Annotated in this window: 24 protein-coding genes; 21 read left to right on the forward strand and 3 right to left on the reverse strand. The window is 37.5% G+C overall.

Going from position 1 to position 23,327, the window contains the following annotated elements; genetic code table 11:
- The 5 genes from celB to IGL07_RS05435 all read left to right on the forward strand — a co-directional run bounded on the left by celB (nucleotide 1) and on the right by IGL07_RS05435 (nucleotide 6,057).
- Complete coding sequence (gene celB, locus IGL07_RS05415; protein ID WP_002384702.1) at nucleotides 1-1,356, forward strand: PTS cellobiose transporter subunit IIC; 1,356 nt, start codon at nucleotides 1-3, stop codon at nucleotides 1,354-1,356.
- 17 nt (nucleotides 1,357-1,373) lie between these two features.
- Nucleotides 1,374-1,892 (forward strand): GrdB-related putative oxidoreductase, encoded by a 519-nt coding sequence (locus tag IGL07_RS05420; protein WP_010817184.1) that lies wholly within the window; start codon nucleotides 1,374-1,376, stop codon nucleotides 1,890-1,892.
- Between the two features lie 116 nt (nucleotides 1,893-2,008).
- On the forward strand, nucleotides 2,009-4,390 hold the full coding sequence (locus tag IGL07_RS05425; protein ID WP_010817185.1) for a helicase C-terminal domain-containing protein: 2,382 nt from the start codon (nucleotides 2,009-2,011) through the stop codon (nucleotides 4,388-4,390).
- Nucleotides 4,387-5,352, forward strand: a complete 966-nt coding sequence (locus IGL07_RS05430; protein WP_002382144.1) for an asparaginase — start codon at nucleotides 4,387-4,389, stop codon at nucleotides 5,350-5,352. The genes IGL07_RS05425 and IGL07_RS05430 overlap by 4 nt, the downstream gene beginning before the upstream one ends.
- A gap of 21 nt (nucleotides 5,353-5,373) precedes the next feature.
- Nucleotides 5,374-6,057 (forward strand): HD domain-containing protein, encoded by a 684-nt coding sequence (locus tag IGL07_RS05435; protein WP_002384700.1) that lies wholly within the window; start codon nucleotides 5,374-5,376, stop codon nucleotides 6,055-6,057.
- Nucleotides 6,058-6,073: 16 nt separating this feature from the next.
- Here IGL07_RS05435 and IGL07_RS05440 read toward each other — a convergent pair whose 3' ends face one another.
- Complete coding sequence (locus IGL07_RS05440; protein WP_002357974.1) at nucleotides 6,074-6,568, reverse strand: YajQ family cyclic di-GMP-binding protein; 495 nt, start codon at nucleotides 6,566-6,568, stop codon at nucleotides 6,074-6,076.
- Between the two features lie 232 nt (nucleotides 6,569-6,800).
- Here IGL07_RS05440 and IGL07_RS05445 point away from each other — a divergent pair, with 232 nt between their 5' ends.
- The 13 genes from IGL07_RS05445 to IGL07_RS05505 all read left to right on the forward strand — a co-directional run bounded on the left by IGL07_RS05445 (nucleotide 6,801) and on the right by IGL07_RS05505 (nucleotide 18,029).
- Complete coding sequence (locus IGL07_RS05445) at nucleotides 6,801-7,757, forward strand: YitT family protein (protein ID WP_002381974.1); 957 nt, start codon at nucleotides 6,801-6,803, stop codon at nucleotides 7,755-7,757.
- Nucleotides 7,758-7,959: 202 nt separating this feature from the next.
- Complete coding sequence (locus tag IGL07_RS05450; protein ID WP_002357972.1) at nucleotides 7,960-8,829, forward strand: class II fructose-bisphosphate aldolase; 870 nt, start codon at nucleotides 7,960-7,962, stop codon at nucleotides 8,827-8,829.
- A gap of 173 nt (nucleotides 8,830-9,002) precedes the next feature.
- Nucleotides 9,003-10,295, forward strand: coding sequence for a UDP-N-acetylglucosamine 1-carboxyvinyltransferase (locus tag IGL07_RS05455; protein ID WP_002357969.1), 1,293 nt, complete (start codon nucleotides 9,003-9,005; stop codon nucleotides 10,293-10,295).
- Nucleotides 10,292-11,584: a transcription termination factor Rho gene (gene rho / locus IGL07_RS05460; protein ID WP_002357968.1), complete on the forward strand. Its 1,293-nt coding sequence runs from the start codon at nucleotides 10,292-10,294 to the stop codon at nucleotides 11,582-11,584. The genes IGL07_RS05455 and rho overlap by 4 nt, the downstream gene beginning before the upstream one ends.
- A gap of 100 nt (nucleotides 11,585-11,684) precedes the next feature.
- Nucleotides 11,685-11,954 carry a type B 50S ribosomal protein L31 gene (locus IGL07_RS05465; RefSeq protein ID WP_002357967.1) on the forward strand — a complete coding sequence of 90 codons (270 nt, stop codon included), beginning with the start codon at nucleotides 11,685-11,687 and terminating at the stop codon, nucleotides 11,952-11,954.
- A 316-nt stretch (nucleotides 11,955-12,270) separates the two neighbouring features.
- Entirely contained in the window at nucleotides 12,271-13,383 is a 1,113-nt protein-coding gene (tagB, locus tag IGL07_RS05470) for a teichoic acid biosynthesis protein TagB (RefSeq protein ID WP_010817187.1), read from the forward strand.
- Entirely contained in the window at nucleotides 13,373-14,119 is a 747-nt protein-coding gene (locus IGL07_RS05475; protein WP_010817188.1) for a WecB/TagA/CpsF family glycosyltransferase, read from the forward strand. The genes tagB and IGL07_RS05475 overlap by 11 nt, the downstream gene beginning before the upstream one ends.
- The gene (locus IGL07_RS05480) at nucleotides 14,120-14,713 is read left to right on the forward strand and encodes a hypothetical protein (RefSeq protein ID WP_002377812.1); all 594 of its coding nucleotides are present in this window, start codon (nucleotides 14,120-14,122) and stop codon (nucleotides 14,711-14,713) included.
- Between the two features lie 53 nt (nucleotides 14,714-14,766).
- Nucleotides 14,767-15,177: a glycerol-3-phosphate cytidylyltransferase gene (gene tagD / locus IGL07_RS05485; RefSeq protein WP_025187336.1), complete on the forward strand. Its 411-nt coding sequence runs from the start codon at nucleotides 14,767-14,769 to the stop codon at nucleotides 15,175-15,177.
- A 138-nt stretch (nucleotides 15,178-15,315) separates the two neighbouring features.
- Nucleotides 15,316-16,380, forward strand: a complete 1,065-nt coding sequence (locus tag IGL07_RS05490) for a DUF916 and DUF3324 domain-containing protein (protein WP_010817189.1) — start codon at nucleotides 15,316-15,318, stop codon at nucleotides 16,378-16,380.
- The gene (locus tag IGL07_RS05495) at nucleotides 16,373-16,585 is read left to right on the forward strand and encodes a hypothetical protein (protein WP_002377806.1); all 213 of its coding nucleotides are present in this window, start codon (nucleotides 16,373-16,375) and stop codon (nucleotides 16,583-16,585) included. The genes IGL07_RS05490 and IGL07_RS05495 overlap by 8 nt, the downstream gene beginning before the upstream one ends.
- Nucleotides 16,586-16,811: 226 nt before the next feature.
- On the forward strand, nucleotides 16,812-17,690 hold the full coding sequence (scrK, locus tag IGL07_RS05500) for a fructokinase ScrK (RefSeq protein ID WP_002377804.1): 879 nt from the start codon (nucleotides 16,812-16,814) through the stop codon (nucleotides 17,688-17,690).
- Between the two features lie 90 nt (nucleotides 17,691-17,780).
- Entirely contained in the window at nucleotides 17,781-18,029 is a 249-nt protein-coding gene (locus tag IGL07_RS05505; RefSeq protein ID WP_002357962.1) for a YtxH domain-containing protein, read from the forward strand.
- Between the two features lie 57 nt (nucleotides 18,030-18,086).
- Here IGL07_RS05505 and nfsA read toward each other — a convergent pair whose 3' ends face one another.
- Together nfsA and IGL07_RS05515 are read right to left on the reverse strand one after the other, a co-directional pair.
- Nucleotides 18,087-18,821 carry an oxygen-insensitive NADPH nitroreductase gene (nfsA, locus tag IGL07_RS05510; RefSeq protein ID WP_195526160.1) on the reverse strand — a complete coding sequence of 245 codons (735 nt, stop codon included), beginning with the start codon at nucleotides 18,819-18,821 and terminating at the stop codon, nucleotides 18,087-18,089.
- An 83-nt stretch (nucleotides 18,822-18,904) separates the two neighbouring features.
- Nucleotides 18,905-19,363, reverse strand: coding sequence for an S-ribosylhomocysteine lyase (locus IGL07_RS05515; RefSeq protein WP_002357960.1), 459 nt, complete (start codon nucleotides 19,361-19,363; stop codon nucleotides 18,905-18,907).
- Between the two features lie 206 nt (nucleotides 19,364-19,569).
- Here IGL07_RS05515 and IGL07_RS05520 point away from each other — a divergent pair, with 206 nt between their 5' ends.
- Genes IGL07_RS05520 through IGL07_RS05530 form a run of 3 tightly spaced genes read left to right on the forward strand, consistent with a single transcriptional unit; the run spans nucleotide 19,570 to nucleotide 23,262 of the window.
- Entirely contained in the window at nucleotides 19,570-20,637 is a 1,068-nt protein-coding gene (locus IGL07_RS05520; RefSeq protein WP_002381968.1) for an aspartate-semialdehyde dehydrogenase, read from the forward strand.
- Nucleotides 20,638-20,670: 33 nt separating this feature from the next.
- Entirely contained in the window at nucleotides 20,671-21,543 is an 873-nt protein-coding gene (dapA, locus tag IGL07_RS05525) for a 4-hydroxy-tetrahydrodipicolinate synthase (RefSeq protein ID WP_010817191.1), read from the forward strand.
- Nucleotides 21,544-21,573: 30 nt separating this feature from the next.
- The gene (locus IGL07_RS05530) at nucleotides 21,574-23,262 is read left to right on the forward strand and encodes a ribonuclease J (RefSeq protein WP_010712311.1); all 1,689 of its coding nucleotides are present in this window, start codon (nucleotides 21,574-21,576) and stop codon (nucleotides 23,260-23,262) included.
- The last annotated feature ends 65 nt before the right edge of the window (nucleotides 23,263-23,327 follow it).

Genomic DNA, 23,327 nt, shown 5'->3' on the forward strand with positions numbered 1-23,327 from the left:
GTGCAAAAATTTTTGGATTGGTTAGAGCGCGTATTGACCCCTTTGGCAAAAGTGATAGGAGAAAATAAGTATTTAGTAGCGATTCGTGATGGCTTCCTTTTATCAACGCCCTTGTTGATTGTTGGTTCGGTCTTCTTATTAATAGCTAATTTTCCTTTGCCGCAATGGGATACTTGGATGTCTCATTTGCTTGGTAAAGACTGGGCGACAATGATGTCTGTTCCAGCTAGTGCTAGTTTTGATGTAATGACCATTCTGGCCGTTGTCGGTATTGCCTATAGTTTAGGGAAACAATTCAATGTGGATGCAATGCAAGCAGGAATTATCGCATTGGTTTCATTTTTTATTGTAACGCCTTATCAAACATTATTTACACCGGAAAATAGTTCAAAGGTTTATGAAGTTACCAGTTTACCTTTAAAATGGATGGGTTCCAGTGGCTTGTTTTTAGGAATGATTGTCGCATTAATTGCGACTCGTTTATTTGTGGCCATTGTTCGTAAAGGGTGGACAATAAAAATGCCAGAAGGAGTACCACCAACAGTGGTTAAGTCTTTTGAGGCCCTGATCCCGAGCTTTTTAGTTGTTACTCTCATGTTTTTAGTCAATTGGCTGGCTGCTTTAACTCCTTATGGTAATTTACAAGATGTTATTTTTGAATTTCTACAAACGCCCTTATTGAGTCTTGGTAATACCTTAGGTGCAATGAGCATTGCTTATTTGTTTTTACACTTCTTTTGGTTCTTTGGCATTAACGGAGGTAGCGTGGTTGGCGCAGTCTTTAATCCTGTTTTGCGGGCATTGTCTGTTGAAAATTTACAAGCATTTAAAGACGGCCATGAAATTCCCAACATCATCACTGGGCAATTTCAAGATATGTTTGCAACATTTGGTGGCGCCGGTTCCACACTCTCATTAATCATTGTGATGGTCTTATTCTGTAAAAGTCAACGAATTAAAAAGCTTTCGCAACTTTCACTAATTCCTGGTGTTTTTGGGATTAACGAACCAATCATTTTTGGGTTGCCAATTGTTTTAAATCCAATCCTTTTAATTCCATTTGTCTTAGTACCTGCGATTAATATTATTATTGCCTATTTTGCTATGGATTGGGGCTTAGTTCCATTGACGAATGGTATTCAATTGCCGTGGACGACCCCGCCAATTATCTCAGGATTTTTAGTCAGCGGTTGGCAAGGATCAATTCTGCAAGCTCTCTTATTGGTACTAGGAATGTTCATTTATTATCCTTTTATTCGAGTTATGGATGACCAATATTTACGTGAAGAATGGAAAGCACAAGAAGAAGAGAGTGAAGAAATTGATTTTGATTCCTTTGACTTCGATGATTTATAAATAAGGAGGAAATAGGCGTGAAAAAAATCCTTTTAGTCTTAAACCACAGTTTAGCAGGATTTGGCAGTGATGAACAAGCTCAGCTGAAACCAAGTGGTAAAAAAGCTCCCTTAGGTCCAGGGGTAACATTGCTACCATTTTTACAGAAGCAAGGAGCGGAAATTGTTGCGACACTTTATTGTGGTGACCAATATTATTTGGAAAACGAGGAAGAGGTAGCAAAGAAATTTATTGGCTTTGCAAAAAAGTTTCATGCCGATACGGTTCTTTGCGGACCAGCCATGCATTATCCTAATTTTGGAGAAATGGCTGCTCGTCTAGCTTGTAAGTTTAATGCTGCGGGCATTCCTGCAATTGCAGCGATGGCAGAAGAAAATCCAGCAGTCAGTCACTATTATCAGCAAGTGCCAATTGTGAAGATGCCCAAAAAGGGTGGCATTGGTTTAAATAATTCGTTTAAACAAATGGCGCAATTGGTCGTGGCAAAAGCAAATGGAAAAGAAACCAAACAGTTAGAAGAAACGAGTTGTTTTTAATTGTTGATAATCTAAAGAGAAATCCAGAATGAACGCATGATTGTGTTCGTTTTGGATTTTTTGCTTTTGTTTAGCGAATGTATGTTCTATAATAGGAGGCAGATAGGTGGGATTACGTGAAATCAACGAGAAAAATTGCGGTTCGTCAAGTGGTCGAATTTATTTTAAGGCGGGGAAGTATCGATTCTCGCCATGTGAGTGAACATACACCACAAGAAGGTAGTCGCCTTCATCGAATGCTGCAAAAGGAAGCGGGGAGCCTTTATCAAAAGGAAGTATCTTTAAAAATTGAGGTGCCTTTAAATGGCCATAATTATTGTGTAGAAGGTCGTGCAGACGGCATTTTTGTGAAAGAAACTGGGCAAGTGGTCATTGATGAAATTAAAACATCCGAGCCAGCGTTTGAAGAATTGCCGCCAGAAAAGGTCGAATTGTTTTGGTATCAAGCGATGTGTTATGGTCACATGTATTGCCAGCAAGAACAACTTTCTGAAATAATGCTGCAACTCACTTATTATCAGACCACTACAAAACAAATCACACGACAAGAACGCCATTTTACAGAAGCTGCATTAGCGGAGTTTTTTACTGATTTGATGAGGCGCTATGAACAGTGGGTAATTTTTAAAGAAGAATGGCGTATTTTGAGAAATAAATCATTAAAAAATCTTAGTTTTCCTTACGGGGAGTATCGCAAAGGACAACGAGAATTGGCGGTAGCCGTCTATAAAACAATTCTTAGTAAACAGCGGCTCTTCGTGGAAGCACCAACTGGAACAGGCAAGACAATGTCCACTCTTTTCCCAGCAATGAAAGCAATTGGTGAAGAAGAAGGTGAACGGATTTTTTATTTAACAGCTAAGACCATCACGCGGCAAGTGGCTGAAGATGCTGTCAAAGCGCTGTCCGAAAAACAAGCGCAAACTAAGAGTATTACGTTAACAGCAAAAGATAAAATTTGTTTTTTAACTGAACGAAATTGTACACCAGAACATTGCCCGTTTGCTGACGGCTATTATGATCGTTTAAATGAGGGACTGTGGGATTTATTGCAACATGAAAATCATTTAACGAGAGAGGTTATTGAACGGTATGCACAAAAGCACCAATTGTGTCCATTCGAGTTGTCGCTAGATGCAAGTCTTTGGTGTGATTTAATTATTGGCGATTACAATTATCTATTTGATCCAACGGTTTATTTACGGCGCTTCTTTGAAGAACCCCAAAGTGCAGAAGAGAATATTTTTTTAGTGGATGAAACCCATAATTTGGTTAATCGTTCACGGGAGATGTATTCGGCCGCTATTTCTAGGAATGCGGTTTTGCAAATTCAAAAAAGATTGCAAAAAGAATCTGTTCAATTAAAAAGAGCTTGTCAAAAAGTCTTAACTACGTTTGATGATATTGAAGCAATCTGCGAAGAAAAAGACACGGATTTTTTTGCCCAACGCGCGCCAATTGATTCATTAGTTAAACAGATACATCGATTAACAGAAGTAATTGCAGAATGGTTGCCAGAAAATCAACACATTGAGGAATTGGCGTCGATTCTCAGTTTTTATTTTGATTGTTTAAGTTATCTTCGAATCAGCGAGTATTACGACAACGGCTTTTATACGTCTATTTCTTTGCGAAACTATGACTGCGTTGTGAAACAATTTTGTGTCGATCCGGCTTATTTATTGTCACAACGATTAGATAAAGGGAAAGCGAGTATCTTATTTTCAGCAAGTTTAACACCTCTGAATTATTATCAAGAAGTGCTTGGTGGAGGTGAAGAAAGCCTACGTTATCGGATTCCGTATCCTTTTCCAGAAGAAAATCAATTGTTGATGATTGGTAGTCATCTTCAAACAACCTATAAAAACCGTGAAAAAAGTTATCCACAGATTAGTGAACTTTTAGGGAAGTTAAGTGAAACAAAAACAGGTAATTATTTAATTTTCTTCCCTTCTTATGCCTATATGGATGATGTCTATCAAGTATTTAGCCAACGCTACCCGCAAGTAAAAACTCAAATTCAGGGAACGGACTTAAACGAAAAAGAGCGAGAAGCATTTTTAGCTGAATTTAAAGAGAATCCTCAAGAAACTTTCATCGGTTTTTGTGTTTTAGGTGGTATATTTTCAGAAGGAATTGACTTGAAAGGTACCCGATTGATTGGTACGATAATTGTTAGTGTCGGGCTACCACAAATGAATCCGGAGCAAGAACTGATTCGCACGTTTTATCAAGAAGAGCGAGGGCAAGGGTTTCAATTTGCGTATCAAATTCCTGGTATGAATAAAGTCTTGCAAGCGGCTGGACGTGTCATTCGAGATGCGCGAGATAAAGGCTTTGTGTTGTTATTAGACGAACGATTTGAATTACCAAGTGTCCAGCGTTTCTTTCCGCCGCATTGGTTGGCGCATCGAAAGGCAAACACCAATGAACAACTTATTCAACAAGTGAAACAATTTTGGTTAAAAAATAAAGAAAACAAAGGAGGAAACAAATGAAGACCATTTTAGTCCTTCATACAGGTGGAACCATTTCCATGTCGAAAGTAGCAGGAGGAAGTGTTGCCCCGAATGAAAAAAATCCGTTGATGGAACAAGAAGCATTATTTTCTGGCAAGGTTCATTTAGTTGTCGAAGATATTTTTAATATTCCCTCACCACACATGACCTTAGAACGGATGTTTCAATTAAAAGAACGGATTCAAAAAGCTTATTCTGAACCAATTGATGGCGTGGTTATTACGCATGGAACAGATACATTAGAAGAAACAGCTTATTTTTTAGATATAACCTTAGAGAAAAAAATCCCCATTGTTTTAACAGGAGCAATGCGGTCAAGTAATGAAATCGGTAGTGATGGCTTGTATAATTTCATCAGTGCTATTTGGACTGCTTGTTCAGACGAATCGTACGATAAAGGTGTTTTAGTCGTGATGAATGATGAAATTCATACGGCGCGTTATGTGACAAAAACACATACAACGAACGTAGCAACATTTCGGACGCCAACTTTTGGACCAATTGGAACCATTGCGAAAGAACGTGCTTTTTTTGCGAAAGAGGTCTTACCGCAAGAAGTCTGCGATGTTTCTTCTGTGAAAGGAAATGTCCACGTAGTGAAGGCCTATGCGGGGATGGGTGAACGGATGTTTGAATTATTAAACACCCCAGAAACGGATGGGTTAGTAATTGAAGCGCTAGGTGCGGGGAATTTACCGCCAGAAACGCTCCCAGCATTACAAAAGATGCTAGACAACGGGATTCCAGTCGTTTTAGTTTCTCGTTGTTCCAATGGCATTGCTGAAGATATCTATGATTATGCTGGTGGTGGCGTTGGCTTGAAAAAAATGGGGGTCGTTTTTGCCCGTGGTTTAAACGGACCGAAAGCGCGGATTCGTTTAATTGTTGGTTTAAACAGCGAAAAAAATCCTACAGAGTTAAAAGAATTTTTGGAACAGTAACTAATTTTAAGGAGAAAATAAATGAAGCTGTTTGAACGCATTCATCAAGATACTGAAATTCGACAAATTTATGATGCAATTGGTCAAATGGAAGATGAAGAAGCTGGGTGGGCATACCATAATTGGCTTCATGTAACCAATGTCGTAGCCATGACGGAAATGATTTTGAAACAACTTGCTGTTTCAGAGGAGTATTTAGAAGCGGCAAAAATTGCGGCACTGCTCCATGATGTGGGTGCGCTACAAGGAAAAGCAGGACATGCACTTCGGGGGAAACAATTTGCAGAAGCATATTTTCGTAAGCAAAAGATTTGTTTGCCTTATCAAGAAGAAATTTTATCTTCTATAGAAAATCATAGTAACGGCTTTGATTCGGAAGAGCTAATGACGCTAGCGCTAATCATTAGTGATAAATTAGATATTACAACCTCTCGTGTTGCAAAGGCTGGTTATTTCGTGCCGGGAATGCGGCAACTTCAATTTTTAAAGAAAATTGAAATTATGCTTTCAGAACAAGAGGTTTGTGTCTCGTTTACGGCAGAAGAAGAACTGGATTTAGAAGAATTAAATGCGTTTTATTTTATGCCAAAGGTCTTCAAAGCAATTGCCGCTTTTTCAGAAAAAATTCAACGCCGACCAATCGTTTTATTGAATAATCAAGAATGGCCGGTACCAAAACCAAAAAATCCTTCAACTGTTCATTAACAGTTGAAGGATTTTTTTAGCGATAATTATTAAACTCAAGAGCCATTGGTAAATCTAATTCTCGTAAAAGAGCCATGACTTTTTGTAAATCATCCCGACTTTTTCCAGTTACCCGAATTTTGTCTTCTTGGATTTGTGACTTAACTTTAATCCCAGAGTTTTTGATAGCTGTGTTGATTTTTTTTGCATTTTCTTTATCAATACCACTGATTAAATCACCATATTGGCGAGCAGTACCGCCTAAGGCTTTTTCACTTTCTGAGAAATGAATATTTTTAATCGGAACATTGCGTTTGACTAATTTTCCAAATAAAATATCCTTCACTTGCTCGACTTTATAATCATCTTCAGCTACGACTACTAGTTTATCGTTTTCCAATTTAATATCAGCAATTGACCCTTTAAAGTCAAAACGATTTTTCAATTCTTTCAAGGCAATTTGAATTGCGTTTTTGACTTCCTCCATATTGACCTCTGAAACTACATCAAAACTTGCTTCTTTTGCAGCCATGTAAAAACCTCCTAAAATATTCTTTGCTTCATCATATCATGAAATAGTAAAAAAGGTTAGGCTAGAATCATTTTGAATAGAGAAATAAGAAGATCAATTTTTAGGGATATCTTCCCGCATTCTTTCATGGAAACGTTGCAAAAAAAATTTTCAATGTTCGCTTTTAGCCCCTTTTCTTTTAGGATAGAACCTGTTATTCTAAGTCAGAAGAATAGCGAAGGAGCGAAGAAAAATGAGTCGATTGGTTAGTACTTACCAAAGAAATGAATCGATAAAAAAAATAGCAGTGATGGCGATAACCGCTTTGACTTCTGCGGTCGGTTTGAATTTCTTTTTGATTCCGGCAAAAGTTTTTTCGGCAGGGATGAACGGAATTGCGCAAATCATTGCTACATTATTATATACAAATTTAGGAATCCATATTAATACAGGAATCTTCATTTTATTTTTAAACATTCCCGTCTTCATTCTAGGGTTTGTAAAATTAGGGAAACAATCAACGATTCTTAGTTTCATCAATGTTATTGGCATTTCCGTTGTGACTATGTTTGTGCCAATCGTAACAGTCACTACGAATCCTTTGATGAACGCAATTATGGGTGGTGTCTTAGTCGGCGTTGGTGCAGGGCTTTCATTGAAAATGGGCTTTAACACTGGCGGCATGGACATTATTTCACTGATTCTTTCAAAAACAACAGGGAAAACAGTTGGTAATTTTATGTTCTTATTAAATGGTATTATTGTGCTGTTGGCTGGTTTTGTATTTAACTGGGAAAGTGCGTTGTATACTATTATTTCTATTTATTGTTTGAGTCAGGTGGTTGACATGATTCATACCAGTCACCAAAAAGTCACAGCAATGATTGTCACCACGAGACCAGAAGCCGTTGCCTTAGAAGTTTCTCAACAAATCGCTCGTGGCATGACCTTGTTGCCTTCAATCGGCGGCTATTCAGGTGCAGAAGGTCGGATGATTATGATGGTCATTACTCGCTACGAACTCTATGATTTAGAACAAGCAGTTTACAGTATCGATGAGAATGCCTTTGTAAATATTTTACCAACACAATCGGTTTTAGGGCGTTTTGCCAATGAAGATGAACAACGGATTTTTCATAGTACAGGAACATTTCCTGAGCTTCAATCTTACAAGGTGAAACGTTATCCACCAAAGAAAAAATTAAAATAGCAAGTCGGCCTTCAGATCCCAAAGTGATAACGGGAAAACTGGAGGTTTTTTTATAAAAATGAAGGTTATGTGAAAGAATAGACAAAAATTTTCTGAAAAAGGGAATTTTACTAGAAAAGTGTCAGGAATTCTGCTAAAATAGAACCGTTGGTTAGGGAACACCTAACAAATAAAGTTTTTAAAAACTTAGGAGGAATTTTTTATGCCAGTAGTATCAGGAGCAGAATTCTTAAAAGCAGCACGTAAAGGCGGCTATGCAGTAGGTGGCTATAACACAAATAACTTAGAATGGACACAAGCGATTTTAGAAGCAGCAGAAGCTAAAAAAGCACCAGTTCTAATCCAAACATCAATGGGCGCTGCTAAATACATGGGCGGCTACAAAGTAGCTAAAGACATGATTACTAATTTAGTAGACTCAATGAATATCACAGTTCCAGTAGCAATTCACTTAGACCACGGTGACTACGAAGCTGCTTTAGAATGTATCGAAGTTGGCTATACTTCAATCATGTTTGATGGTTCTCACTTACCATTCGAAGAAAACTTAAAATTAGCGAAAGATGTAGTTGAAAAAGCTCACGCTAAAGGTATTTCTGTCGAATGTGAAGTTGGTTCAATCGGTGGTGAAGAAGACGGAATCATCGGTACTGGTGAATTAGCTGATATCGAAGAATGTAAACAAATGGTTGCTACAGGTATTGACTACTTAGCATGTGGTATCGGTAACATCCATGGTCAATATCCAGAAAACTGGAAAGGTTTAGCATTTGATCACTTACAAGCGATTGCTGAAGCTGTCGGTTCTGATGTACCTCTAGTATTACACGGAGGTTCTGGTATTCCTCAAGAACAAATTGAAAAAGCAATTTCAATGGGTATCTCAAAAGTTAACGTAAATACAGAATTCCAATTATCATTCGCTAAAGCAACGCGCGAATATATTGAAGCTGGTAAAGATTTAGAAGGTAAAGGATTTGACCCTCGTAAATTATTAGCACCAGGTAAAGCTGCAATCATCAAAGATGCAGAAGAACACATTGATTGGTTCGGTTCAGCTAACAAAGCTTAATCAACTAGTTACGTTAAAGACAGCCACAGCACGTGGCTGTCTTTTTTATTTTTTGTTATTTTTTCATTCTATTAAAATACCTGAGAAGTTTTCTTTTTTCTTAAGCTTGATTATGATAGAATGATTGGGTAGTTTATTTAGAAAACGTATATTACAGATAGGTGAGAATATAAATGAAAAAAATCGTAATCAATGGAAATCGTCCATTAAAAGGCGAAGTAACCATTAGCGGCGCCAAAAATAGTGTGGTCGCTTTAATTCCAGCTGCTATTTTAGCAGATTCGCCCGTGACTTTAGATGGCGTTCCTGATATTCAGGACGTTCACTCATTAATTGAAATTTTAGAAATTATGGGTGCTAAAATTACTTTTGAAAATAATACATTAATTATTGACCCAACAGAAGTTGTTTCTGTGCCAATGCCAAAAGGAAAAATCAATAGCTTACGTGCGTCCTATTATTTTATGGGCTCACTTCTTGGTCGATTTGGAGAAGGCGTTGTCGGCTTACCTGGCGGTTGTTACTTAGGACCTCGTCCAATTGATTTACATATCAAAGGATTTGAAGCATTAGGCGCTCATGTAACCAACGAACATGGGGCGATGTACTTGAGAACAGACGAAGCTGGCTTACAAGGAACACGAATTTTTATGGATATGGTATCTATTGGCGCTACAATCAATGTCATGTTAGCCGCAGTTAAAGCCAAAGGCAAAACGATTATTGAAAATGCTGCGCGTGAGCCAGAAATTATTGATATTGCTACATTATTAAATAACATGGGTGCAAAAGTTCGAGGAGCTGGAACGGACGTTATTCGGATTGAAGGTGTCGAAGAATTACATGGTTGTCGTCACTCGATTATTCCAGATCGAATTGAAGCTGGGACTTATTTAGCTATGGCAGCAGCTATGGGTGAAGGAATCAAAGTTCGAAATGTTATTTATGAGCATTTAGAAAGCTTCATTGCGAAATTGCAAGAAATGGGCGTTAAGATGACAATTGAAGAAGACATGATTGAAGTTCATCCGTCACATGATCTGAAAATGACAACGGTGAAAACCTATCCGTATCCTGGGTTTGCCACAGACTTGCAACAACCGTTAACGCCATTACTTTTAAAAGCGCAAGGAACTGGTGAAATTATTGATACGATTTATGCTCAACGAAATAAGCATATCCCTGAGTTGGTGCGGATGGGGGCTGATGCTTCGGTTGAAGGCAATATGATTATCTTAAATGGCCCAAATCAATTGCACGGTGCAGAAGTAGTCGCCTCTGATTTACGGGCAGGCGCTTGCCTAGTCACTGCCGGCTTGATGGCTGAAGGTACGACCACGATTTATAATGTAGAATATATTTTACGTGGGTACGACCACATTATCGAAAAGTTAACTGCTTTGGGCGCTGATATTCAAATGCTAGAAACCGAAGAACAAGAAGGTCCGTTTGAGGTGGATCAATGAGCGACTATTTAACAATGGCTGAATTGGAAAACAGTACGTTAAAAGATATTTATGCGTACGCGAAAGAGTTTAAAATTCCTTATTATAGCCAAATGAACAAAAAAGAATTGTCTTTAGCTGTGATTCGTGCACAAGCTGAGAAGCAAGGGTTTTTCTTCATGGAAGGAATTTTAGATATTGTTTCTCAGGATGGTTATGGCTTTTTGCGGCCAATTAATTATGGACCAAGTGCAGAAGACATTTATATTTCTTCTTCTCAAATTCGTCGTTTCGGATTGAGAAATGGGGACAAAGTAGCTGGCAAGGCGCGTCCGCCAAAGGAATCAGAACGTTACTATGGACTCATGCATGTTGAAAGTGTCAATGGGAAAGATCCTGAAGAAGCGAAAGAGCGGCCACATTTTCCAGCGCTAACACCGTTGTATCCTGAAAAACAATTAACGTTAGAAACAACGGCTGGCAGATTATCAACACGAATGATTGATGTATTTGCCCCAATTGGTTTTGGGCAACGTGGTTTAATTGTAGCGCCGCCAAAAGCGGGAAAAACAAGTGTTTTAAAGGAAATTGCTAATGGGATTACAGAAAATCATCCTGATGTGGAATTGATTCTGTTGTTAATTGACGAGCGTCCTGAAGAAGTGACTGATTTAGAGCGAAGCGTTAAAGGAGATGTGGTTTCTTCAACTTTTGATCAACAACCACAAAATCATACGCGAGTTGCTGAATTGGTTCTGGATCGAGCAATGCGCTTAGTTGAAGACAAACGGGACGTAGTTATTTTAATGGACAGCATCACTCGTTTAGCAAGGGCCTATAATTTAGTGGTCCCGCCTAGTGGTCGAACCTTAAGTGGCGGAATAGATCCAGCTGCGTTTTTCAAACCTAAACGATTTTTTGGTGCTGCCAGAAATATCGAAGAAGGGGGCAGTTTAACTATTTTAGCCACGGCATTGGTGGATACAGGTAGCCGAATGGATGATGTCATCTATGAAGAATTCAAAGGCACAGGCAACATGGAGCTCCATTTATCTCGTGAATTAGCAGAGCGCCGTATTTTCCCAGCAATTGATATTAAAAAATCAAGTACGCGAAAAGAAGAGTTGTTAATGACACCAGAACAACTAGAAGAAACGTGGAAATTGAGAAATAATATGTCAGGAGACTCGCTGGAATATACGGATCAATTCATAAAAATGTTGAAACGGACCCAAAATAATCAACAATTATTTGAAGTTTTCCATGATGTTTCGTTTGGCAAACAAATTAAAAGAAATCCAAAAAGATAATTGCATACCAACTGAAAACATGGTAAGATAGCATTGTTGTATACCGACAAAATAACTCTGATACAGCAAATGGATCAGGGCAAAGGAGCGAAAAAAACGTATGAAACAAGATATCCATCCAAATTACCAACCAGTAGTATTCATGGATTCAACAACAGGTTTCAAATTCCTTTCAGGTTCAACTAAAGGATCTTCAGAAACTGTTGAATGGGAAGATGGCAACACTTATCCATTATTACGTGTTGAGGTTACTTCAGACTCACACCCATTCTACACTGGTCGTCAAAAATTCACACAAGCCGACGGACGTGTGGACCGTTTCAACAAAAAATACGGTCTCAAAGACGAAAACGCAAATCCAGACGCATAGTCTTTCAAAACATTGTTATGACAAGGTTTATAGAGGTTTTCCGCTGTGGTGGGAAACCTCTTTTTTTGTTGGGTAGGCAGTTTTAAATTCAGAGAAATTATTTAAATATTATTTTATTTAACTGAAAGTATAGATAGTCCGTATACCGTATAATTTAAATTATTCGGATAGTATACATATTGTAAAGTGTAATTGTCTTTTTAGAATCTTTAAGGTATAATTTGTTTTAATGAGTTTATATGTAAGCTTTTTCTTTTTAAAGACTTTGATCATATCTTTTTTATAAGAAAACTATTGTTTGTGAAAGGATGTAAAAGTGCTAAAACAATTGTACTTAACAGTATTAAGATGGAGACCGTACAATCATAAAAAAGTAAAAATTGTGTACATAATGAGTTTCCCAAGAAATGATGGACATTTAATTGAACAATTAGAACAACACTATCACGGAATGATAATAGTACTTTATACAAAAAATTGTCAATCATACGCAGCATCCTTAAATCAAAAAGGCATAAAGACGATACTTTTTGATAAGAAAACTTTGTTGATTACAACGGCGATTTCATACTTGAAGTCAGCGCCGTTAATTTTTGTAGATAATTATTTTCCAGAATTGGCAATTTTAAAAAAAAAGCAAGTAGTTATCCAATTATGGCATGCTAATGGGGCTTTAAAACAGTTTGGCTGGGGTGCTTATCATACGAATCAAAGAAGTCGCAAGGATCAAATCAGGTTTCAAAAAGTTTACGATAAAATGAATTATTTTATCGTTAATTCACTAAAAATGGAAGCAATTTTTAGAAACAATTATCGTCTCGAGAATGCTCAATTTTGTCATTTTGGTTCGCCACGTCTTGCTTATCTTGAAAAATTAGAGATAGGAGAAACAAATCAGAATAACAAAATTTTATATGCACCAACTTATCGAGAGGGATCGAACGAAATGATGCTTGTGATAAATCAAGCAATAAAGGCTTTTTCTGCTATGCCAAAGTTTCATTTTTATATGAAATTACATCCATCCATCCAGTTAGATGCCATTGAACTACCGAGAAATGTTTCTATTTGGGAAAAGCATATTTTTGAAAGCTTTAGTGAAATAGGCTGCTTGATTACTGATTATTCGAGTGTGGTCTTTGAATATATGCATGTTAAAGAGCAACCGAACATTTTATTTTTTTGCCCAGATTTAGAAAAATACGCATTAAATCCTGGAATTGAGCCTGATTTTTTTGAATATTTACCAGGACCGTTAGTTGAAAATGAAAAACAGTTGATTGTGGCATTGTCAAATTTTTCAATAAATAGTTATAAAGATAATATTGCTAGAATTAACGAAGAATGGAATCAATATCAGTCAAAAGAGACCATTAATAAAATAGTAGAGTTGGTAGAGAGAATCTTGGGGGGATTTTGTGAAAAGTAAGGTACGCACTGAATATATTGGGGGATTACCAGTTGACGTATTAACACATCAAGAAATTATGGATGACTTAGAAAGTTATCTCAAAGCTAAAGAGAAAATGATTGTAACTAGCGTTAATCCGCAAATTTCATTGTTAGCATTTGAACATCCAGAAGTTAAGTTATATTTGAAAAGAGCAACTCATCGGATTGCAGATGGGATAGGTGTGGTCAAGGCATCGAAGCTAATGGGTGGGTCTATTCGTGAAAGAGTTACAGGAATTGATGTCATGGATAATTTTTTAGAGTATGCAAATCAACATAAGGAACGAATCTTCTTGTATGGTGCAAAGCAAGAAGTAGTTGAAGCAGCAGCAAAAAATATTCAACAACAATATCCAGGGATTGTTATTAGCGGTATTTTACATGGCTACACGAAGAAAAAACAGCAGGAAATTGTGGAACAAATTAACAAAGCTGAACCAAGGTTTGTCTTTGTAGCATTAGGTTCACCGAAACAAGAGATTTTTTTAGAACAAACAATTGATCACCTGACAGCTGATGTATTTTTAGACGTAGGCGGTACTTTTGACGTATTAGCTGGATCCGTAAAAAGAGCGCCAGAATTTTATATAAATCACAATTTGGAATGGTTATATCGTTGTTTGACAATGAAGAGATACGATCGGTTAATGCAAATTCCTAAATATATTTATTTGACTATTAAGTATCGGAACAACAAGTCTAGGGGGCAGTAAATGATTATTTTGTTTATTTGGGAAAATGACGTAGACACAACTTTTTATATCGTGAAAATAGAGAAAGATGAGAAGTTCATTTTACGAGTACCACCTATTCACAAACTAAGTGAATTTGTTCAAAATAATCAATGGAATAGTTTGAGAGAAGAATTAAGAAAATTGTCTTCATATGAAGTAACTGAGTACATAATTATAAAAAAAGCATTGCTTTTTTCGTATCTTTTTGAAGACGATAAAGAAATTGTTATTTCAAATCAAAGCGAGTGGCATCTAATAGATCAAAATGGCAAAGAATGGTTTTTACCAAAAGGAAAAGTTGCTGTAAATCAAGAGGTGCTTTCAGAATATCTTCGTTTTAGTCATTCAGATGTTGAACGTTCATTTGAGCATCAGGAACACATTTTTCGTTTAACGAAAATTAAATTATTAAAAGATAAAAATCCGTTGAAATTGCAAAAGCAGTTAAAACAATTAAAAAAAGCTACAACAACGTCTTTCTCTATAAAATCTCTGAGTAAGTTATTACTAATCTATACTGCTACAGAAAATAAAAAATTTGACCGAAAAACTATCAAAGTCAATCAAGAGTAGCCTTTTTTCTATTCACAAAAATTGATAATTAACGAAGAAATATCAAAGTACAAATGGAGGTTTTTATGAAAAAAATACTTACTTACGGCACATTTGACCTCCTACACTATGGTCATATTAATTTGTTGAAAAAAGCGAAACAACAAGGAGACTACCTGATTGTTGGACTTTCAACAGATGCTTTTAATTTAGAAAAAAAGAAACAAAGTTATTTTTCATATGAAAAACGTAAACAATTATTAGAGGCAATTCGTTATGTTGATTTAGTTATTCCTGAAACTAGTTGGAAACAAAAAGTTTCCGATATTGCTGAATTTAAAATTGATACGTTAGTCATGGGCGACGATTGGCAAGGGGCTTTTGATTTTCTAGAAGTTGAAACACCCGCAAAGGTTCTTTATTTGCCACGAACGCCAGAAGTATCAACCACACAGATAAAAAAAGAATTATATTATAGTGAATAATAAAAAGTCTCCTTGGTATTTTTCAAGGAGACTTTTTTCAAGATTATCCTTCCCAAAAGTCAAAGATTGATCAGCATTGTTTCGCTGATTTGTTAGACTAGTAGGTACATTCAGCTTTATAAAGGAGATCTTGAAGAAATGAGTAGAAAAAAAGTCGGTGTTTTCTGTCTATTTCTGTTTTTCACATTTTTGATTATTGTTCCAAAAGTAGAAGCTACAGAAGAAATGAAGACTAAATTTACAGTGACGCCTGTTTTACCAGAAAATCAAGTGTCAGGAACATCAAGTTATTATGATTTAATTCTGGCACCAAAGCAATCTTCCACTATTGTCTTAGACATAAAAAATAAGACAGACGAAAAATTGTTCATCGTATTGACTCTAGCAAATGCATCAACAAATGATAATGGGTTGATTGTGTACAATGATTTTGATAAACCACTTGATTCATCGTTAAAGGTTCCGCTGACAGACTTGGTTACTTTAGAAAATGAGGAAGTGAGTGTGCCGCCTCATCAAACAGTATCAGCAAAGATGAAGGTGAAGGGACTTGATCAGCCTATCAAAGGAGTTGTTTTAGGCGGGGTTTATGCGCATCTCAAAGATGAAAAAACAGAGGAAGAGAACCAAACAACGGGATTAACCAGTCGCTACGGGTTTAATGTTGCGATTGCCATGAGGAGTGCTGAGAACGCTCCTTTAACAGAGGTGAACCAACTGAAATTAGCGAAAGTAACACCTACAATTGCTTTAGGGTCCAAATCGCTAAAGGCGGTCATTCAAAATCCGTATGCTGCTATTTTTCCAGAAGTTCGTTTAGAAGGTCAAGTGATAAAAAAAGGATCCTCTAAAAAAATTGCACAACGGACACTAAAAAATGTTCGCTTTGCCCCAAATAGTTCCATGAATTTTCATCTTGATTTGGGCAAACAGCCGCTAGATGCTGGGACTTATATATTTACAGGACGTGCTATTTTACAACAAGATGAACAACAGTCTTGGCCTTTTCAACAAGAATTTACGATTAACACTCGTGAAGCAAAAAAATTAAATCAAGAAGCTACGGTCAAATGGGTCCTACCTACATGGTGGTTACCGACTTTCTACACGTTGTTAGTAATCACAATCGGGGCAATTTGTAGTGTCATTTGGCGCAATAATTACCAAAAAACAAGCGAAAAGGAGAGTGAGAATAATGACTAGTTGGTTTTGGTTGTCTGGCGGTTTAGCATTCATTTGTTTTATGTTTTTCCTCTTTTCTTTGCTGACTAGTATGAGTTTTATTCAGCATGCAAAAGAACCCAGAAGTATTCTAAAAGAAACGCTTTTGAGTTGGTTAATGCTTTTACTTAGTGGTGGGTGGATTACAATCGGACTATTGTTATATTTTTCGCTAAAGAATCAATAAACAAAAAACGAGCATTCATTGTTAGATAACCGTGAATGCTCGTTTTTTTGTTTTAGAAAAATGCTCTTTAGCAACTTGCCAGATTTCATTGGGCAACCTGACTGAAATTGTTAAATTGTTCTGTCGAAACGACAAAAAAGTGGTAAACTAAACGTGTATGTTAGTTATTTAATCAAAAGTAATGTATCCGCTTACTTATAAAATGGAAACGAAGGAGCATATTGCAATGACAGAAAAACTTTTAGGAAGTATCGAAGCCGGTGGCACAAAATTTGTATGTGGCGTTGGGACAGATGATTTGACCATCGTAGAACGTGTCAGTTTTCCCACAACAACCCCAGAAGAAACAATGAAAAAGGTAATAGAATTTTTCCAACAATATCCTTTAAAAGCGATTGGGATTGGCTCGTTTGGTCCGATTGATATTCACGTTGATTCTCCTACGTATGGTTATATCACTTCTACACCAAAATTAGCTTGGCGTAACTTTGACTTGTTAGGAACTATGAAACAACATTTTGATGTGCCAATGGCTTGGACAACGGATGTGAATGCTGCGGCATATGGTGAGTATGTTGCTGGAAATGGGCAACATACATCTAGTTGTGTATATTATACAATTGGAACTGGTGTTGGCGCTGGAGCGATTCAAAACGGTGAGTTTATTGAAGGCTTTAGCCACCCAGAAATGGGGCATGCGTTAGTCCGTCGTCATCCTGAAGATACGTATGCAGGAAATTGTCCTTATCATGGAGATTGTTTAGAAGGGATTGCAGCAGGACCAGCAGTTGAAGGTCGTTCTGGTAAAAAAGGACATTTATTGGAAGAGGATCATAAAACTTGGGAACTAGAAGCTTATTATTTAGCGCAAGCAGCGTACAATACGACTTTATTATTAGCGCCAGAAGTGATCATTTTAGGCGGCGGCGTCATGAAACAACGTCATTTGATGCCGAAAGTTCGTGAAAAATTTGCTGAATTAGTCAATGGATACGTGGAAACACCACCTTTAGAAAAATACTTGGTGACGCCTCTTTTAGAAGATAATCCAGGAACAATTGGTTGCTTTGCCTTGGCAAAAAAAGCTTTAATGGCTCAAAATTAACCATTTATTCGCAGTTCATGCATTATATTTGAAGGAAATGGCTAAGAATGATACTCTTATTATGTAATTAATTATTTAGGAGGGATTAGCATGGCAGATTTAAAAGGACGTTTTGACGATGCAAAAGATAAAGTAGAAGGTACTGCAAAAGAAGCGCAAGGCAAAGTTACGGATGATAAAGGCAAAGAACTTGAAGGAAAAGCTCAATCAACCTTTGCTGACGTAAAAGACAAAGCACGTGATGCCGGCGACGACCTTAAAGAAGGCGCTGAAAAATTAACTGATAAAGTTAAAGAAGGCTTTGAAGACTTAAAAGACAAATTTAGTAAAGATAAATAAAAATTAACAAAAGAGCGTGGGCTTACGTTATTTCAACGTAAGCCCACGCTCTTTTGTTTAGACATCAAATCCTTGTTTTTGCAAGAAAATTTTTACTTCTGGGCGACGATTATAAGAAAAATAGGACAAAGACTTCTGTGACCAATCCGCTGTTTGGGCGTTACTTGAGCGGCTGGCATAATAATCTTTTAATAATTCATCATATGTGTGCATATCTGTCAATTTGTCTGATTGGTAGTGATTTTCGCTTAAAATATTTTCAAAAGGCATCCGTGGTTTTACACCATTTAACGTTTCTGGTACACCGATTGTTAATCCAAAAAGTGGTACAGTTAATTCAGGCAAAGATAAGCGTTGGGCTACTGTGTCTAAGTCATTTCGAATGCCGCCAATATAACAAATCCCTAAATCCATAGATTCAGCCGCAATGGCCATGTTTTGCGCAGCAATCGTTGTATCAACGGCAGCTACTAATAATGATTCTGGTGTCTTTAAGGGTTCTAATGATTGCCCCTCTTTTGACAAAATCGTTGCATGACGATACAAATCATCAACAAAAACATAGAACACACCAGTGTTAACAACATAGTCTTCACAATTCGCTAAACGTCCCAATTCTCTGCGTAGCTCAGGATCTTTGATTTCAATAATTGTATAAGCTTGTAAAAAATTGGAGCTTGATCCTGCTTGAGCTGCAGTAATTAACTGTTGTTTCTGCTTGTCCGTTAACGCTTGCTTTTTAAAATGACGAACGGAACGGTGACTTAGTAATTGTTCGATTGTTTGATTCATAAAAAACCTCCGTTTAAATTAAGAAAGAGAACAGAAAAACCCACAGCTTAATAGTGGGTTTCTCTGTCGTTAATTGCTAAAGGTTACAGAATACGTTCAAATGGATCTAAACTAATTCCTTGGTCTAAAACGATTTTTGCGTATTCTTTCGCTGCAAATAAAGAATGATCTTTGTAGTTTCCACACTCTTTTGCAGAGACTGCTGGAACAACTTCTGTATTGATTACTTTGTTTAAAACGTTGACTAATGCATCACGGATTTCTTGTGGTGAATGTTGATCCCACATAATCATATAAAAACCAGTGCGGCAACCCATTGGCGAAATGTCAATGATTCCTTTTAATTCATCACGCATGTTAACTGCTAATAAATGTTCCAACGTGTGTAATGCGCCTGTTGGTAGGGCATCTTTGTTTGGTTGTAAGAAACGTAAGTCATATTTTTCGACTAACGCATCACCATTTTGTTCTGTGCCAGCAAGGCGAACATATGGTGCTTTTACTGTGTTGTGATCTAATTCAAAACTTTCTACGCGTGCCATGAAATTTCGCTCCCTTTATAATTAAATTCGTTTTAACTATAACAAATTTAAGTCAAAAGTCAATGGATAGTCCTTTGATGGGTAATAGTTTTAAAATATCATGGGAAAATAAAAAAATCATTTTTTTGACTATGTAGGTTTTTTCAATACTATGGTAAAATAGGACAAGTAGCTTTTACAAGAAGGTAAGAGGGGAGTATGAAAATATGGGAAAAGAATATCATGTTGCCGTGGTAGGAGCAACAGGTGCTGTCGGGACAAGAATGATTGAATTGTTAGCAGAAACAAGTTTGCCAATTGCCAGTGTGAGGTTATTGGCGTCTAAGCGTTCTGCTGGACAAGAGATTCAGTTTAAAGGGCAACCTCTTATCGTGGAAGAATTAGTCCCGGAATCATTTGAAGGAATCGATTTAGCATTATTTAGTGCTGGTGGGAGTATTTCCGAAAAGTTTGCACCAGAAGCAGTTAAGCGCGGAGCTGTCGTTGTTGACAACACTAGCCATTTTAGAATGGCAAAAGATGTTCCTTTAGTTGTTCCAGAAGTGAACCCGGAAGCCTTGAAAAATCATCAGGGAATCATCGCAAATCCCAATTGTTCTACGATTCAAATGATGGTGGCCTTGGAACCAATTCGGCAAGCGTTTGGCTTAGAACGAATCATCGTTTCAACGTATCAAGCTGTGAGTGGCGCAGGTATCCGTGCAATTAATGAGCTAAAAGAACAAGCCGAAGATTTTTTAGAGGGAAAACCTGTCAGTGAATGGTCAGCTGAAATTTTACCAGCTGGCAGTGACGAAAAACATTATCCAATTGCTTTTAATGCGTTGCCTCAAATTGATGTTTTTTCAGAAGCAGGGTATACCTACGAAGAATGGAAAATGATGAATGAAACAAAAAAAATCATGGGAGACAACAAGCTAAAAGTCGTTGCCACCTGTGTCCGTATTCCGGTAATTTCAGGACATTCTGAATCTGTTTATATAGAAGTGAAACAAGCAGATGCATCGGTCTCAGCCATCCAAGAATTAATGGCGCAAGCTCCAGGTGTAATTTTGCAAGATGAGCCAAGTGAACAACTATATCCACAAGCGCTAAATAGCGTCAACCAGAAAGAAACATTTGTCGGCCGTATTCGTCAAGACGTTGACGTGAAGAACGGTTTCCATTTATGGATTGTGTCAGACAACCTATTAAAAGGAGCTGCTTGGAACTCGGTCCAAATTGCTGAAACGCTACACGAAATGAATTTGCTTCGTGTACCTGAAAACGACTAGAAGGTTTGTATTGTATACTCGGGAGGGAATAGGATGGATTTAACGAATGCAACAATTATTACGGCAATGGTTACGCCGTTTCAAGAATCGGGAGAAATAGATTTTGATAAACTGCCGCAATTGGTAGACTATTTATTGGCCAATCATACAGAAGGCGTTATTTTAGCAGGAACAACTGGTGAATCACCCACGTTGACTCATGAAGAAGAATTACAATTATTCCAGCGAATTATTGAACTGATCGATGGACGTATTCCGATTATTTGTGGTGTGGGTACGAATGATACACGTGACTCAGTCGCTTTTGTGAAAGAGTTAGCGACAATCGCTGGTATCGATGCTGTTTTGGCGGTTGTTCCTTATTATAATAAACCAAATCAAGAAGGTATGTATCAACATTTTAAAACCATCGCAGAAGCAAGTGAACTGCCAATTATTTTGTACAATGTTCCTGGTAGAACGGCTACATGTCTAGAAGTGGAAACTACTTTGCGCTTAGCACAATTGGAAAAAATTGTGGCGATTAAAGAATGTGCAGGGTTAGATGCAATTACTGAGTTGATTGAAAGAGCGCCAAAAGACTTTCTAGTGTATACTGGAGAAGACGGGTTGGCTTTTGCCACCAAGGCACTTGGCGGACAAGGGGTTATTTCGGTAGCCAGTCATGTCTTCGGTTCGTCAATGTATGAGATGTATCAAGCGCTGGAGCAGGGGAACTTGCCGGAAGCGGCTAAAATTCAACGACAGTTATTACCAAAAATGAACGCCTTGTTTTCAGTGCCTTCGCCGGCACCCGTGAAAGCGGCCTTAAATCATTTAGGTATTCCTGTTGGAAATTTACGTTTACCTCTAGTTGCTTGTACACCAGAAGAAGAGCAAAGAATTATTCGCACGTTAGAGATTTAAAGAACGTGTAATCATAGAGAGGTGAAAAGAGTGAGTACAATAAAAATCGTTCCATTAGGCGGCGTTCGTGAAAATGGAAAAAATATGTACGTTGCTGAAGTGGAAGATGAAATTTTTGTACTGGATTGTGGATTACAATATCCAGAGAACGAACTTTTAGGAATTGACGTTGTCATTCCGGATTTTACGTATTTAGAAGAAAATAGTGAACGAATTGCAGGGATCTTTTTAACACATGGCCATGCAGATGCAATTGGGGCCTTACCGTATTTGCTTTCAAAAATTCAAGTGCCTGTTTTTGGGACAGAATTAACGATTGAATTAGCAAAACTAAGTGTCAACAGTCATGCGGAAACGAAGAAATTTAAAGATTTCCATGTGATTGACCCGCATACAGAAATTGATTTTGGTCAAGCAACGGTGAGCTTCTTTAAAACAACGCACACCATTCCAGATTCGATTGGTGTTAGCATCAAAACAAAAGAAGGCAACATTGTTTATACTGGTGATTTTAAATTTGATCAAAGTGCGATTGAGATGTATCAAACCGATTATGGCCGCTTGGCTGAAATTGGGAAAGAAGGCGTCTTGGCGCTACTTAGTGATTCATCAAATGCTGAAAACCCAGTCCAAGTTGCTTCAGAAGCCCAAATCGCTGATGAAGTGTTCGACACGATTCGCTATTGGGAAGGACGAATCATCGTGGCATGTGTGGCAAGTAATTTGCAACGGGTCCAACAAGTATTGAATGCAGCGGATCGTTCTGGTCGTAAAGTCGTTTTGACAGGCCAAGATTTTGAACGGATTATTCGGACGGCGATGAAATTGGAAAAATTACAATTGCCAAGTGAAGATCTATTAGTGAAACCAAAAGAAATGAAAAAATATGCACCCGAACAGTTATTAATTTTAGAAACAGGCCGGATGGGAGAACCTATTAAGTCACTTCAAAAAATGGCTAATAATACACATGGTGTCGTTCGAATTGAAGAAGGCGATTTAGTTTATATTACGACAACGCCGACAACGGCCATGGAAACAACGGTTGCCAAAACAGAGGATATTGTCTATCGGGCCGGTGCTACGGTGAAGCAAATTTCCGACAATTTACGTGTGTCTGGTCACGCTAATCCGAATGACTTGCAATTGATGTTGAACTTAATGAAACCAAAATATTTCATTCCTGTCCAAGGTGAATACCGCCAGTTAGCTGCGCATGCGGACTTAGCACACGAAATTGGCATGCCTTATAAAGATATCTTTATTACAGGTCGTGGGGACATTCTAGAGTATACAAAAGGTAGAATGTCGGTAGCTGGCAGCACAACGGCCGAAAATATTATGATTGACGGAATTGGTGTCGGCGATATTGGTAATATCGTTTTACGAGATCGTCGTATTCTTTCCGAAGATGGTATTTTTGTGGCTGTTGTGACAATTAATCGCCGAGAAAAACGAATTGTTTCACCAGCTAAAATTACTTCTAGAGGTTTTGTTTACGTTAAAACAAGTAAAGACCTAATGAAAGAAAGTAGCAATATTGTCACAGAAATTGTTGAAAAGCATTTAGAAAGTGACGATTTTGAATGGAGCAAACTGAAACAAGAAATCCGCGAAAACTTAAGCCGTTATTTATTTGAACAAACCAAACGTCGTCCTGTGATCTTACCAGTTATCATGGAAGCGACGCAACGCAAGCGTCCCAAAAATAACGCATAGTTCGTCCTGATCAAAGCAGGTGATTTTAGGAGAAATTCTTCTAAAGTCATCTGTTCTTTTTTGTA

This window comes from Enterococcus sp. DIV1368f, from assembly GCF_051712245.1.
GTDB lineage: Bacteria > Bacillota > Bacilli > Lactobacillales > Enterococcaceae > Enterococcus > Enterococcus faecalis.